Annotated in this window: 12 protein-coding genes, 2 tRNA genes and 1 pseudogene; 3 read left to right on the forward strand and 12 right to left on the reverse strand. The window is 53.3% G+C overall.

The genetic code is table 11. The features are described from left to right. Positions 1 to 183: pseudogene (locus tag ACI1P1_RS26450) on the reverse strand (IS110 family RNA-guided transposase); the annotation flags it as partial. Between the two features lie 157 nt (positions 184 to 340). Here ACI1P1_RS26450 and ACI1P1_RS26455 point away from each other — a divergent pair. Together ACI1P1_RS26455 and ACI1P1_RS26460 are read left to right on the forward strand one after the other, a co-directional pair. Beyond that, positions 341 to 757, forward strand: coding sequence for a hypothetical protein (locus ACI1P1_RS26455; RefSeq protein ID WP_416219525.1), 417 nt, complete (start codon positions 341 to 343; stop codon positions 755 to 757). Between the two features lie 218 nt (positions 758 to 975). Continuing rightward, positions 976 to 2,067 (forward strand): HD-GYP domain-containing protein, encoded by a 1,092-nt coding sequence (locus ACI1P1_RS26460; protein WP_416219526.1) that lies wholly within the window; start codon positions 976 to 978, stop codon positions 2,065 to 2,067. 88 nt (positions 2,068 to 2,155) lie between these two features. On the opposite strand, the gene ACI1P1_RS26465 is transcribed toward ACI1P1_RS26460, so the two are convergent. From ACI1P1_RS26465 to ACI1P1_RS26475, 3 genes are all read right to left on the reverse strand, one after another. Then, positions 2,156 to 2,695 carry a methylated-DNA--[protein]-cysteine S-methyltransferase gene (locus tag ACI1P1_RS26465; protein WP_416219527.1) on the reverse strand — a complete coding sequence of 180 codons (540 nt, stop codon included), beginning with the start codon at positions 2,693 to 2,695 and terminating at the stop codon, positions 2,156 to 2,158. Between the two features lie 12 nt (positions 2,696 to 2,707). After that, on the reverse strand, positions 2,708 to 4,165 hold the full coding sequence (locus ACI1P1_RS26470; protein WP_416219528.1) for a hypothetical protein: 1,458 nt from the start codon (positions 4,163 to 4,165) through the stop codon (positions 2,708 to 2,710). Between the two features lie 117 nt (positions 4,166 to 4,282). Continuing rightward, a complete protein-coding gene (locus ACI1P1_RS26475) occupies positions 4,283 to 5,254 on the reverse strand; it encodes a LysR family transcriptional regulator (protein WP_416219530.1) in 972 nt (323 codons plus the stop codon). Between the two features lie 36 nt (positions 5,255 to 5,290). Here ACI1P1_RS26475 and ACI1P1_RS26480 point away from each other — a divergent pair, with 36 nt between their 5' ends. Beyond that, complete coding sequence (locus tag ACI1P1_RS26480) at positions 5,291 to 6,229, forward strand: NAD(P)-dependent oxidoreductase (protein WP_416219532.1); 939 nt, start codon at positions 5,291 to 5,293, stop codon at positions 6,227 to 6,229. Positions 6,230 to 6,318: 89 nt separating this feature from the next. On the opposite strand, the gene ACI1P1_RS26485 is transcribed toward ACI1P1_RS26480, so the two are convergent. The 8 genes from ACI1P1_RS26485 to ACI1P1_RS26520 form a co-directional block, all read right to left on the reverse strand. Further along, a tRNA-Ile gene (locus tag ACI1P1_RS26485) sits at positions 6,319 to 6,392 on the reverse strand. Positions 6,393 to 6,405: 13 nt separating this feature from the next. Continuing rightward, positions 6,406 to 6,479 (reverse strand) — tRNA-Met (locus ACI1P1_RS26490). A gap of 130 nt (positions 6,480 to 6,609) precedes the next feature. Continuing rightward, positions 6,610 to 6,780, reverse strand: a complete 171-nt coding sequence (locus tag ACI1P1_RS26495; RefSeq protein WP_416219533.1) for a hypothetical protein — start codon at positions 6,778 to 6,780, stop codon at positions 6,610 to 6,612. A 580-nt stretch (positions 6,781 to 7,360) separates the two neighbouring features. Next, positions 7,361 to 7,915, reverse strand: coding sequence for a phosphatidylglycerophosphatase A family protein (locus tag ACI1P1_RS26500; RefSeq protein WP_416219534.1), 555 nt, complete (start codon positions 7,913 to 7,915; stop codon positions 7,361 to 7,363). Between the two features lie 84 nt (positions 7,916 to 7,999). Beyond that, positions 8,000 to 8,671, reverse strand: a complete 672-nt coding sequence (locus ACI1P1_RS26505; protein ID WP_416219535.1) for a tetratricopeptide repeat protein — start codon at positions 8,669 to 8,671, stop codon at positions 8,000 to 8,002. A gap of 114 nt (positions 8,672 to 8,785) precedes the next feature. Beyond that, the gene (locus ACI1P1_RS26510; RefSeq protein WP_416219536.1) at positions 8,786 to 10,291 is read right to left on the reverse strand and encodes an ABC transporter substrate-binding protein; all 1,506 of its coding nucleotides are present in this window, start codon (positions 10,289 to 10,291) and stop codon (positions 8,786 to 8,788) included. 187 nt (positions 10,292 to 10,478) lie between these two features. Further along, on the reverse strand, positions 10,479 to 11,351 hold the full coding sequence (locus tag ACI1P1_RS26515; RefSeq protein WP_416219537.1) for an ABC transporter ATP-binding protein: 873 nt from the start codon (positions 11,349 to 11,351) through the stop codon (positions 10,479 to 10,481). Positions 11,352 to 11,354: 3 nt separating this feature from the next. After that, on the reverse strand, positions 11,355 to 14,339 hold the full coding sequence (locus ACI1P1_RS26520) for an ABC transporter permease (RefSeq protein WP_416219613.1): 2,985 nt from the start codon (positions 14,337 to 14,339) through the stop codon (positions 11,355 to 11,357). Between the last annotated feature and the right edge of the window lie 3 nt (positions 14,340 to 14,342).

A 14,342-nucleotide genomic window follows, 5' to 3' on the forward strand; every position in this document is an offset into this window, starting at 1 on the left:
CGCCTCATAACAAAAAGAAAGGGTTTCGACGGAGCCCAGAGCACGGATGAGTTTTCGTAACGCAGCAGGCGTATGCGGAATACTTCCATAATACCGGGGAGCTTCTTGGCCGACTTCAGCAATGGCGACGGCGATGGTATCTTTCGAGACATCCAAACCGATAAATTTTGTGGTAGAATGCATAGTAACAGCTCTCCTTTGCTATGTAGCTCTGAAATGGGTGGTGGTCACTTTCCATTTTAACCTACGACAGTAGCAATTTGGAGGGCTGCCCTTTGTTTACGTTCATCTTAGCTAGATTTTTTACTATACCCGTATTCGCCCCGGCCCGCTGGACACATTGAAGGCCGCTGCCGCCTATCTGGGGGATGCCAGCTTCTATCATGCCCTCTACCGGACACTGCTGAAGCTTGCCGTCAGTATGGTTTGTGTGCTTCTCGCGGGCGGCGGACTGGGGCTGGCCATTGGCCTGCGTCCCCGCTGGAAGCCGTATGTAGAGCCGGTGGTGGATATGATGCAGTCCATCCCGCCCATTGCTTGGCTGGGCATCGCGATTATCTGGTTCGGGCTTACCGATCTGCCCTCCGTCTTCATTATTGTGCTGTCCACCAAGCCGATGCTCTGCACCAATCTGTATGAGGGCTTTATGGATCAAGCTGCCCGAGCTGATGAAATGCCGGTCGGATATTTTACAGCTTTTGCTGGCAATTTAATAGATATGCTCCTGTCCCCTAAGCAGCGGGGGCTTTTTCCCTAGGGGGAGAAATACCCAGGCCGCACCGGCATATAGTGCCATTCTCATGGGAAAACCGCTTCCGGGGCAGGAGGCGTATGCTACTCCCGATTCATTTTTGCTTTTCGACTAATGAAAACCGCCTGTTTTACCGAAAATTTTTCATGCTTTTATGCGCAGCACGTATCGGAAATCCCGGATTTATATGCCAAAAATCATAAGACCTCGGGAGGTATGCTTTCATGCCGGCCAAAGAGTATGAAGAGTTAATCGGGAAACGACTGACAGCGAGTATTTACGGTGCCAAAGGAACAATGCTGATCGGCGAAGGGACTATACTCCTGCCAAGCCATATCGAGAAGCTGGCCAATTTCAAAATCAAAGCTTCGGATGTGGAAGCAGTGGAGGTGCAAGAGCCGGAGACAGAGACAGAGTCTGAACCGGAATTAACAACGGAAAGAGAAGCCCGTGAGGTTAGCGGCGGGAGTGCGGCTGACACCCGGGAAAAAGCGAGGCTGGCGGGGGAGCATCTGAACCACATCGACTTCTTCGTGCACCAGAACAGCATCGTCCCCTTGGAACAGGTGGAGGAAAAGATCTTGCCGTATATCCGGGAAACGGCTATGCGGTACAATATGTTCCAGGTATTCTCTGAGCTGAAGGACCAGGGAGATTACCGGTACAAGCAGATTCTCGGTGTAGCCGTTATGGCAACCGCCCTGGGCAAACGGCTACAGATGGATGAGGAGGAGCTGGCCCTTCTGTCCACCGCGGCCATTCTGTATGATATCGGCTCCGTCCAGCTGCCTTCCTCTCTCATTAATAAAACCGCCCGATTCGACACCCATGACTATGCCATCATGAAGCAGCACACCGTGCTGGGTCATGAGCTGTTATCCAAGTCCGGTGTGGATCCGCGGATTGCCGCTGTGGCCCTGGAGCATCACGAGCGGGAGGACGGCAGCGGCTACCCCAACTCACTCACGGGGGATCAGATCAGCCGCTTCAGCAAGATTATCGCCTTGGCCGACGTGTACATGGCCTTAACCTCGGACCGCCCCCACCGGCCGGCGTTCACCTTTTTTGATGCAGTCGAAGAGATTCATCAGCAAATTCTCCGCAACAAGCTGGACTCGGTCATCGGCATTACCTTCCTGGATCTTATCCTAGTCCGGCAAACCGGCTGCGACGTGATCCTCTCCGACGGCCGCCGCGGCAAAATCCTGCTGACCAATGTGAATTATCCCACACAGCCCTTAATCGTGCTGGAGAATGACGAGTTTATGGACCTGAGCAAGGTGTTCGATGTGAGAATTCAGGAGGTGCTGGGGTAATCTTTATCTCCGCACCGGCTAACCTCATAAAAGAAAGCCCCTATTCGCAGTGAATGGGGGCTTTTGGTTATGTTTTATGTGTTTTATGTTATAGCGCTGTACCTTTTGTGGGGACAAACAACCGGGACATATCCACGCCCTCCAGCTCAAGCAGTTTCACCTTTGTGCCTATCCCTCCGGCATACCCTGTTAAGCTGCCGTTGGTCCCTACAACCCGGTGACACGGAATCACGATAGAGATAGGATTATGCCCGACTGCCCCGCCTACCGCTTGGCTGGACATGGTTGTTTTGTTCAATTTAGCGGCAACCTTTTGTGCAATCTCCCCATAGGTGATGACCTGCCCATAGGGAATTTCACATAGAATCCTCCATACGTGCTGCCTGAATTCCCCTCCAATAGGACTCAGCGGCAATTCGGAAATGGCGGGTTTCTTTCCTGCGAAATAGTGATCCAGCCATCTTTTTGCAGCGTCAAATACCGGCATATCGTCCTTTTCCGTCATTGACGCGGCAAGACCGGAACCATGATATTTTTGCCCTTCATTCCATATCCCAACAAGATGGCCATCCTTACTCGCAAGCGTAATGGTACCGACAGGTGAAAGATAGGTCGTTGAATAGTACAATTTGCATCCTCCTTATTTCATACCGATCAGATCGTAGTCAAACCAGGTGCGGGTTTCCCCTGTATTCAGATTCTCTAACGTGTTATTGCCGTGCAGGACAAAGAGGGTCCGGTTCCGGTCCAAATAGAAATCCCCCTGCGTCTGATTGGAAATAAGGGTCGTTTCCAGCTTCGTATTGATGGTATACACACCCTCAACTGGTTGGTCACGGGTATTGGGGGCATAGTCTCCATAAACCGCTATGTGGAGGCTGCCATTCTGATCTACCGGATTGTCCAGCATCGGATTATTCAACCCTAGTGTCAGAACGTCCGCTCCACCTAACAGCTCATTTACCATGCGTAAATTTCCATCCGCATCCAGCAGACCCAAACGGGCACTGCCTGATATATATGCAGATCGGCTTGGCAACCGATCGGAGGCAATCCATACGGTACCGTCCGAATTGGGGATTACCCTGCCCAACCGTTGGTTCTTGAATTCTTCGAGCATAGTAGCTTGGCCATGGCGGACCAAAAAGGTGTAGGTGGTGCCATAATTCGGTCCAATCACCGCTATGGAGATTCTCAGATTGACGGTGATGATCACCGCATCCTCACCTGCCGCATACTCCTTGTAGGTGTGGACAGGAGCCCCCCATGTGACTAATTCTTGAAGGTCGTTATCCGTAAAGGTATAGATTTTCACATCGCCATAATACAGCTCCCGGTCCTTTTTCAGCAGCTTCGCAGGTTTGCCGGTGTAAGGGACATCTCTGGAAGACAAAGCGGTCCTCAGGACATCCCCTTCCTTTTCGCTCTTCCATTGAAGCCCGAAATCCGTTTTATCCATCCGGATCATTCTTTTTTGGGGGTCAGCATAATACATGGATTGAAAATACAGCGCCTCGTCATCCTCGCCGACCACGGGTCCCAGCACATGCTGCCCGCCGATCAGATGCAGCCCTTCCCCTTCACTCCAGCGAATATCCAACTGCAGCAGATCATGGACGAAGTGCCAGGTAAGAGGCATGTAGGTGACATCCCTGAACATCAGAAAGGGATACGGCTCATTCAAATTGTCAATGGAGGCTGCGCCAATACGGATAGGTCCCTGCGCCAACTGAGCGGTATAAACGCGCCCGGAATTGGTTGCCTCCATCAGATCCTGGACAAGCAGTGTTTCCACCACAGGGGGCGGATAATCCCGATTAGAAGACACCTGCAGCCCCTCTTCCTCGCTCCAACCATACCGAAGCCCAAGAGCCTGCAGATTATTCCAGGTCAGAGGAAGATACGTCACATCCTTGTAATAAAGAAAGGGGTATTCGCTGTGTGTCTGGTCCATCGTTTGTCCGTTGATTTTGACAGGGAAATAGGGTAGATTGACCCGGACAGAGGACGCCGCCTCCACTGGAGAAAGTGGCATCAGAGGCAGCGCGAGTACAAAAGCCAGCAAAACGGCCAATATGCTTTTTTTGCAACCAATCATAATAGGTCACCCGCTTTTGTTAATTGAGTGTAAACCATATATACAGACGCAGGTGATAGTCAAAAAGTTCCTCCATGCATTGTGTGGATCTTCCCCGTATGCCGGCCTGCCGGATCATTAGCTTCCGAATATATCTTGCAGGTAGGTATCCAGAATACGAAGGGGCTCGTGTAAAGCCTGGTTTGGAAACTTATGCGTTACCTTATAGCATATTCTCGGAGGCACCGGTACCGATAGCTTCTGAAGCACAAAATCTCCCATCCGCATCATATGTTCACCAATCGAAGCGGGCACGATGGTCCATTGTTTGGCGTCATTCAAAAAAGTAGTGATAAGTCCCGCTGTATCCAGATGAACACGGGACGGGCAAAGAGGATCCCACCATTGGTCATGCCGGAATTGAAACTCTCTGTTCCAATTGATGAAAACTTCGTGCTGTGCCGCCAATTCTTCCATTTCCACCGTATCTCCAGCCTTCCGCCCTGGCACAGCCAAGCGCAGCAGCACCATTTCCTCCGTAAAAAACGGTTTAACCGTAACACTGGGCGACACGATTTCCCGCACCACAAACGCCACATCCATTTCACGCCGCTCAATACTATCGAATGCTTCCTGAGTATGCTGCGTACGAATTTGCAATCGAATTAGCGGGGTATGCTGATTAAGCATTTTATAGACAGGAGGCAGCACAAAGTGACTTATGCTTTCGGCTGCGCTTATGGCCAAGCTTAACTGCGAACCGCTAGCCTGTAAGATTTGTGTTTCCCTGGAGAGAGCCTCCCATCGTTCCGCAATGCTAAAAAAGTTCTCCCCTTTAGGGGTCAGACTGATTCTGGATGCCCCTTTTCTCCGTTCAACCAAAAGGCCGCCCATTTCCTGCTCCAACGTCTTTAACCGGTAGCTAACCGTCGCTTGTGACAGATGCAGCCAGTCTGCCGCCTTGCTTATACTCTGGGTCCGTACGATAGCCAGGAACGCTTCAATCCCGGGAAAATACATAGAACAGCTCCTCGATATATAGAAATACTTAATATACTTCTGCAAATAATTGAGTTTTACAACATTATTCTTTATGTCTAAAATTATCATGAATCAAGACATACCGCAACGAAAGGTGGTTCAGCAATGAAGATTCTCATCGTGGGTCATTTTAATGAGAGCTCCAAATCAAATATTGTCCGCTATTTTCCGCAAAACTGGAACGTTGTCATTGTTCCTCCCGGAAAAGAAATGCTGCACCATGTTGAAGATTGCCAGGTCATTATTCCTGAACATATTAAAGTGGATCACAGCCTGCTTTCTATCGCTAAAAATTTGAAATTGGTGCAGACGGGTGCAGGATTTGATAATGTGGATATTCCTGCCTGTACACAACGCGGCATTTGGGTGGCCAATGCGGCAGGAGTGAATGCACAGGCAGTGGCCGAGCACGTTATGGCACTGATCTTGTCTTATTATAAAAACATCCCGTTTTTTGATGCCTTCATGAAAAACAGGATGGATGAAAACCAATTGGACTATACCGGGAGTGAGTTAGAGGGCAAAACCATTGGGATCATAGGTTTAGGCGCCATCGGCAATAAAGTAGCTACATTTTGCCGGGTGTTTGATATGAATGTACTGGCTTATAAGCGAAATCCCGTTGTAGGAGCGGATGATTTCGTGAGAATGACGGATTTCGATACGCTTGTCAGCACATCGGACATTATCAGTGTACATGTCCCCTTGACTCAGCAAACCAAGCAACTGATTAACAAATCAGTATTCCAGAAAATGAAGAAAACCGCTCTTTTTATCAATACAGCCCGCGGCGGGGTTGTCAACGAACAAGACTTGATTGAGGCCTTAACAAACGGGGATATTGCTGGCGCCTGTCTGGACGTATTTGAATCTGAACCACTTCCTATAGACAGTGAGCTTCGGAATCTGCATAATGTGATCCTGACTCCCCATACAGCCGGAATGCCGGATGGCCGGAAATTCCACAAAAAAAGATATGATTTCTTTATCAACAATATAAAACGTGTAGAACGTGGTGAAGAGCCTGAGAGCAAGCTCAATTAGGTGATTCCCCATCTCCATTAGGCTTCACAAAAAAACTACCCGAAACAACAAATAACCCCTTGCGCAAGTGGCAAGGGGTTGTTCATCTATGGGCCCTGCAGGACTCGAACCTGCGACCAATCGGTTATGAGCCGACCGCTCTAACCAACTGAGCTAAGGGCCCGAACAAAAAAATATTGCGGGGGCAGGATTTGAACCTGCGGCCTTCGGGTTATGAGCCCGACGAGCTACCGGGCTGCTCCACCCCGCGTCGTTAAGGAAATTGCGTATCTGTTGCCGCTTATGGCGACAAATGTAAATATACCAGAATTGCGGTTGTCCAGTCAAGGCTTTTTTTCGCAAAAAAGCCCCGCGTCCGCCGCGGGTCTGTACGAAGCCGCTTATTCCATCAAGCGGTACCGGACACCGAAGCGTCCTTTGGTGGAGCGGTAAATCTCCACGAATTGCGGGCACTCATACCCGTAAATCCACCAATCCTCCTCCATCCGTTTGGCCAGGCAGCCGGCTTGGAATTTGCTTTCGTACAACTTGGCCCAATACACCCAATTCAATGGCTCCGCCTCCTGTCAGTAATGGTTGGTATTCTTAGCATATCCATTTTGTCGGGAAATCCATTCCCGTATCTCTACTGTTGAAGCCGCTGAGAGTGAGGCAGAGGGTGCAGCTCTGTGTGGGACGGTGTGTGGCGGTGGGTACAGCTCTGTGTGGGACGGTGGGTGTAGCTCTGTTTGGAACGGTGTGTACAAGAGTGTAACGGAACTGAGCAGCTCTTAGAGCGACTTTTGCGGCTTCTTTCACGGCTAACGGAACTGAGAGGCTCTTAGAGCACGCTCCGGCTACATTTCTCTCCATTTTTTCCGTCTAAGGAGCTCTCAGTTCCGTTAAAACTCCAAACACCCGATTTTCTGCCTCTAAGAGTCGCTAAGTTCCGTTGCAGCCCTTCGGCCCACACAGACCCACTCCCATCCGCCTCACTCAGACAAACTCCCATCCGCCTCACTCAGACCTACTCCCCATATCCTCATCTGCCCCACCCCACTCGGCCCTCTCTCATATAAAAATGCCCTCCGCTGCAAACGGAAGGCATCGGGGGCGGGGGGCAGGGTCGGTTTCCGGACTACCAAGCAGGAATTACGGCGCTTCCTCATGCTCCTCCGCCAGGGTAACCAAGCTGCCTGCGTCCGCTTCCTCCACATCCCGTAAGCGGTGGGCCAAACGGCTGGCCGCCGAGGAGGCGATGCTGGCCACCAGATCATCCAGGAAGGTATGTACCTGGCCGCCGGTTTTGGAATCCAGCTTCTTGATGATGCCGGTTTTGCACTTATCCAGGAAACCGAAGGTGGTTACCGCAATGCTGCCGTATGCGAATACGGCTCCGAGAGCCAGCGTTTCGTCGCAGCCGAACAAACCCTCATCCTTCTCCACAATAGATTGCAGAGGTTCGGATAGGGCTTTCCGTTCAGCCAGCTTATCAAGCTCCACACCAACCAGGATGGCATGCAGCAGCTCGCGTTTTTCCAAAACCCGCTTGACGCTGTCCAGGCAGGTCTCTTGGCTGAGGTGGGGGTGATAGGGAGCTTGCAGCTCGTATACAATTTCCGCGATACTATCCAGAGTGACGCCGCGCTCCGCCAGAAGCTGCACCGCCGCCTCTTTCACTGTCCTGCTGTGAACTCTTCCCTCCATACCCATCTCCCCTTTCTCTTCTATCTTATGAAGGGGGAGGGGCAGAAGTGTCCTTGGGCGGGAACAAAGTTATTATCGATAAGATTATTCGTATTGAATGGCGTCGAAATAAGCCTCCAGCGCCTTCTCATAATCGTTGTTCTTTTCGGCCGCAAGGCCTGCATCCACCATCTCCCGGTCGAGCCCCGGCGCCAGCTCCATGGCCTTCTTCATATGGGTAAGAGCCTGGGGCACATCGGTCTTATGCAGCTCGAACCAAGCCAGGTACTGGTAGACCTTGGCCAACCGTGTATTGTCGGCGTTAAGGCTGTTCAGCTTATGGAGAATCTCCTCAGCCCGCTCCACAGCCTCCAGAATAAAGCCTTGGCCAAACCGGCATTGAGCGATCAGGAGAGAAATCTCCTCGCGCAGGAATTCCAGCTCCGGCACCTGGGCGTATTCCTTGCGGGCTTCCCAAAGCAGGTTCTCCGCTTCATCATACTTCATCTCGTCCATCAGGAGATACGCCATCTCCATCCGGGAGCGGATACGTGCCGCATCCTGCTCGCTGTCCCCGGTGGGGTCTGACGCAGCGATGCTCTTCAGCAGCAGCGTCCCTTCCTGCTGTTTGCCTGACTCCAGAAGCGCGGAGGCCACCGCTAGCCGCGCCCCCAAGTCTGTTCTTGCGCTGTCGCATATAAAAGCATGCTCCCGGTCAAACCAGGGGAGGATGGTGCTTAACAATTCCTGAACCGTCTGATCCGCTACCCGTTCCATCTATGAATTCAGCTCCTTTGTTCCGACTACGTCTCATCCATTATAAGCGAAGCCGCGGCACAAAATAAAGGCGAACCGGTCTAAGCCGGTCCGCCCTTCATTGTAATTAGCTTTTTACCAAGCGCGAGCTGCTCCCATAGTACTGCCGTCTCCCATATCGAGAGGTCCGTTGGGATTATCCCGCATCTGCTGCAGCATGGAATCCCCGCGGGTTTGCCAGGATTTCAACGCATCCCGGATAGATTTGGTGCCTTGCAGCGCCTGCATATATTCCATTTGGGCTACGTTGTAGACCGCATAGATATTCGGATATTTCCGGTACAGGCTGTACATGTCGTTCATGGTTTCGAGGGCCGGCTTCACATTGATGAAGGCATTGATGTTCAGATCCGAGCCTTCCTTAGCCTTGATGTAAGACTTGCGGGACAAGAGCTGGTAGTTATTCTTGGCCTTGGCACGGGCGTAATCCTCGCCGTTGATGAACTTCAGGAAGCTCCAGGCATCCTTCGGATTGCCTGCCTTGGCGTTGATGCCCATAATCCCGTTCAGGCTGACACTGCCTACCACACCCGGATGGTCCGGATGGCTGGGAAGGGTAACCGCATTGTATTCCACAGGGGTAAAGTTGTTCTTGGCTGCATTCTTATTGGCGTTGTCGATCCGCGAGAGGTCATAATAGTTCATGACAGACATGGCCAGACGGTTGGACAAGAAATCGTCATGGGCATACGGTTTCTCTGCACTGGGTTGTTTGGATTGCTGGAAGACCTCATCCTGATAATCGTTCTGGCTGGGGATAACTTTATCCTTCTCCAGTTGGATCAAGGTGTTCCAAACCTTTTCCCAGTTATCCGAATCCACAGTCAGCTTATCTACATCCTTGTCAAAAATGGACATCCCCATAGGAGACGCGTAGATGGACATCATGTTCATATAGTCCATATAGCCTTGGGAGTTGAAGCTGAAGCCATAAACCCGCTTAGCGGAGTCCTTGTTGGTCACCCGGCGGGCCAGGTCGAATACCTGATCCCAGGTCATATTGTCTTCGGGATAAGGAGCGCCTGCCTCGTCGAAAACCTTCTTGTTATATACCAGAGCGGCCGAGGAGAAGGTCGGGGACAGCGCATAAAGCTTGCCGTCCGGGCTGACGCTCTTCAAACCGTCCAGCACGATAGGTGCGATATCCGTGGTGTCAAATTTGTCCTTGGTGATCATGGGATCCAAGGGCTGCAGCAGGTTATCCGTCAGCAGATCCTGCATTTCATTCAGGTTAAACATGACGATATCCGGCGGATTGTCGGCCTGCATAACCTCCTTCAGCTTCACCACCGGATTGGGCTGCTGCTCCTTTTGCTGTTCAGGGGAAATAAATCCGCCGTAGCGCATAGAGCTGTTGTCCACCACTTCCACAAACTCCAGCTTGATATTCGGATGGGCATATTCGAAGATCTCCGTAAATTGCTGGCGGAAATATTCCCCTTCCTCCCCGTTATCACTAGTGGCGGCAACCCGAAGCACCCGCTCCGTGTCCTTGTCGTCGGCATCCCCTTTGGTACAGGCTGCAACAGTCGGCAGCACCATCGTCAGCGAAAGCGCCGCGGCAATCCAAGACTTCTTCATGTGTTTGTTCTCCCTTCCTTTTTTAAGGTCTCTCTTTTGAATATCTCTTTACCGGGGGCTCCCCCAAAAGTAATCGGAATTCACTTCGAAGCTTCGCTTCACTTTTGGGGGATTCTATCGGGGGCTCCCCCAAAAGGTATCGGAACCCGCTTCAAAGCCTTCGCTTCACTTTTGGGGGATTAATTTTTTATCCCAGCTTGCGCGGGGCCTTGATAATAATCTTCTCGCCGTCGAATTCCATGGAGGCTTTGCCGGCGATACCCAACTGCTCCAGATAAGCCTTGGGCACCTGAAGCCGCCCCGCCCGGTCCAACACCACATATTCCTCATGCTCATCCCGGATGGAGCCCTTGAAGCCGGAAACGGAGGCATCCAGACCCGGGTTCCGCTTCACGAACTCCGTGCTGGTCATGCCGTCCCGGATGGCGACCACCCGGTCCACGGAGCTGGCCAAGGACATATCATGGGTAACGATCACGATGGTGACCCCCGTATCCTTGTTGAGCCGCCGGAAGATGGACATAATCATATCCGAGGTTTCCGTGTCTACGGAGCCGGTGGGTTCATCCGCCAGCAGCAGCTTGGGCCGGTTGCACAGCGAGATGGCGATGGCTACCCGCTGCTGCTCGCCGCCGGAGAGCTGATGCAGCTTGTTGTTCATCCGGGCTCCCAGACCTACAGCCTCCAGGAGCTGCTTGGCATAGTCGCGGTCCACCTTGCCGCCCAGCATCATGGGCATTTCCACATTCTCCAAGGCGGACAGATACGGCAGCAGGTTGCGTCCGTTGTTCTGCCAGATAAAACCAACAGTGCGGCGTTTGTACTCCACCAGCTCCTCGTCGGTTATCTTCAGCAGATTCCACTCGCCTACACGCACCTGGCCTGCGGAGGGGCGGTCCAGACCGCCCAGGATGTTGAGAAGCGTTGACTTGCCGCTGCCGCTGTTGCCGATGATGGCCATCAGCTCGCCAGGCTGCACATTGATGTTCAGACCATGGAGCGCCACAACCTCCAGATCCTCCGTTTTGTAAATTTTGACCAAACCCTCGCATTGAATCATCGGTTAGCGCTCCTCCCCCAGCTTCACTGCTTGATGAACCCGCAGCCTGCGGATATGGAGCAGAAGCAGAACGGCTCCCGTCGCCATCATCACGACCGTAACCAGATACAGCTGCAGGGTATCCCGTCCTTCGAATACCACCCGGAAGGGGGGGACCTGCTTCTTCACATCATCCGACGTTTGCAGAAACGGCAGATACAGGGTGCTGGCCAGCTTGCCGATGCCGATGCCGAGTACAATGGACAGCCCTGCCGTAAACAGCTGCTCCAGCAGGAGCATGCCGGTGAGCTGGCGTTTTTTGAGGCCCATGGCCCGCAGAACACCGAACTGCACCACCCGGCTGGAGAGGTTGAAGAACCAATACAGGAGGTATCCGATGAGGGACACCAGTACGGATACAAGGAAGCCCAGGCTGAGAATGCCGAACACGCCACCCCTGGTGGGCTGTTTGCTCTCCCGGACCAGCTCGCTGCGCACATCCTTGATGCTGGTGACGTCGATTTTGGCCTCTTGCAGCTTTTCGATCAGCGGAGCCGTTTTGGCCCCTTCCTCCATCTTGATCCATACATCATAGGGGATGGTATCCCCCTGGTCATAGATATACTCCAGATTGGTAATCACAAAGGGCCGGTCATCCGGGTATTGGCTGGGCCAATAGGGCAGCACACCTACCACTACCAGCTCCATGCTTTTCTGGTTGACGGAAAGGCTCATCAGGTCGCCGGGCTTCAACTGGTTCTTCTCGGCGAATTTATCGGGAATAATGGCTGCTTGCTCGTAGCTGCCGAGAAGATTCAGATAGGCATGAGGGTGAGCCGGGAACAAGTCCCGCCGCATCCACGCCACATCCGCAAAATCCACGTTATCGATGGCGTTTAAATTCACAACGCCGAGTGACTTGCCGGAAGCGCTGATATTGGCCCGGGTCTGCAAAACGCGGGCAGTATGCTCGACCCCCGGCAGTTCCTTAAACACAGCATAAGGGGGCTCCACATACCGGATATTGGTAGGGAGCTCGGGACCCCCGCTTCCGGGATTGCCTGTGCCCGGGTTGCCGCCGGAACCTCCGCCCGTGCCACCGCCGGTGCCGCCGCCACCAGTTCCCTGGCCGCCACCGCCGCCGGTGCCAGCTCCACCACCGCCTTGAGAACCCCCGCCGCCGCCTGAACCGGCGCCGCCGCCCTGCTGTCCCTGGTTTTGACCGGGATTGTAAACAGGCAGATCATCGGATACAGATTCCCACGCAGTGCTGATTATCACATCCGTACCGTATTGGTACAGCGTCCGCTCCGTGGAATTAAGGTCAATGGTGCGGGCCGCCGAGGAATTGTATACTCCCAAACCCAACGTCAGCGTAAGCAGCAGCATCAGCGGGTAATAGGATCGGGCGGAGCGCGACAGCTGCGCCAGCGTCAAGTAGATGGAAACGGGAAAGAACCGTTTGCCGATGCCGTTGACGGCTTTTAGAATCAGCGGGAACAATCTCAAAAACAGGAGTCCCAGCGCAAAAATGGTCAGCGCCGGCACAAAAAACAGCAGCGGATGCACCTGCAACTGGTCCGAACCAAGACCCGTCTGCTGCGACAGAAGCTTATGCTCCCGGAACATATACCAGCCGTAGCCGGACACCGCCAGCAGAATCACATCCAGGAACCACTTCTGCCAAACCGGCTTCGCATCCGCCCGGGCCAACGCCTGCTTCAGCCCCACAATGGAGGAGCGGGCATACTGGACGGCCGGGATCAGAGTGGCGCCCATAGCCAGCAGCACGGCCGCCAGACCGTACATCATGGTGGTGCCATGAAAGCCCACCGGGATGTTCTGCCGGTTGACGAAGGTCAGGAACCCGTTGGAGGAGCCGATGCTCTTGGCCATGAACCAGCCCAGAAGCGGACCGGCAATTAGAGCGGCCAGCCCCAGCATCAGGCTTTCCAGCAGATACAGCATGAATATTTGTTTGGTGCTGCCCCCTCTGGAGCGGATCACCGCTATATCGCTGCGTTGACGTTCCAGGGATTGCCTGGCGTTCATGACGATATAGTACATCACCATACCCAGCATGGGTGCCGCCAGTGTAAACAGGAGCACCTGCAGCTGGATGCTGTCCCGGCGGAATTCCTGCAGCATATCGGTGAAGGTGACATCCACCTTCGTGTCCTTCAGCTTCTGGTACAGAGTGACGTCCAGACGGGCCAGCTTCTTCTCCAGAGGACCGATCTGCGAGGTGCTGATCTGGGTCATATCGAAGGCATAGAACCAGTTTGCCTGATGAAGCTGGATTTTTTTCTTCTGGAGAAGCTCAGTTCGGAACAATCCCTCCGGCACAACCAGGGTGTTCAGCATCCCCTCAAAACCCTGGAACCAATAAGGATCTGCCTCATCCAACGGCTTAAAAGCTCCTGTAATCTTGACCTTCAGCGGGGCAATCCCTTGTCCGCCGGAGATGGGGTACGTGAATTCATCCCCTACGTGAAGGTCGCTGCGGAACATGGCCTCCTCCAGCACCAGCGCCTCAATCACGCCGTTCTGGATGGTGTCCTTGGGCTTTTGGCCAAGGCTGAGCTCAGTGCGCGCGTCCAGATCGGACATGGCGCTGACGGTCATTTGCCTGCGTTTGCTGGGATCGGTTTTGGACGGGTCCACCGGCGTCACCTGGGCGCTGCGGATGGACATTACGCTGGCATATACCTCTTGGGGCAGCGCGATGTCCTGGGCCACGTCCTCCCTTATGTATCGGTCAATCTCCTCCACGTCCGCGAAGTCCGCCTTGTCCTGTCCCGCCGCCTGGTAACGCAGCACCAGGGAGCCCGGGGGCAGACCGCCGGCCTTCTCCTCCAGGGACTTGGCGATGACGCGCTTTAACGCCCCGTCGGAATACATGGGAATGCTGGTGACAAAAGCCACCGCCACAATCAGCCCCACCAAGGCGCTGACCGTAAGCCACCGGGTATTCCACATTTTCCGCATAATAAAATGCAGCATGGCCATCAT

This window comes from Paenibacillus mesotrionivorans, assembly GCF_046098205.1.
Lineage (GTDB): Bacteria > Bacillota > Bacilli > Paenibacillales > NBRC-103111 > Paenibacillus_AR > Paenibacillus_AR mesotrionivorans.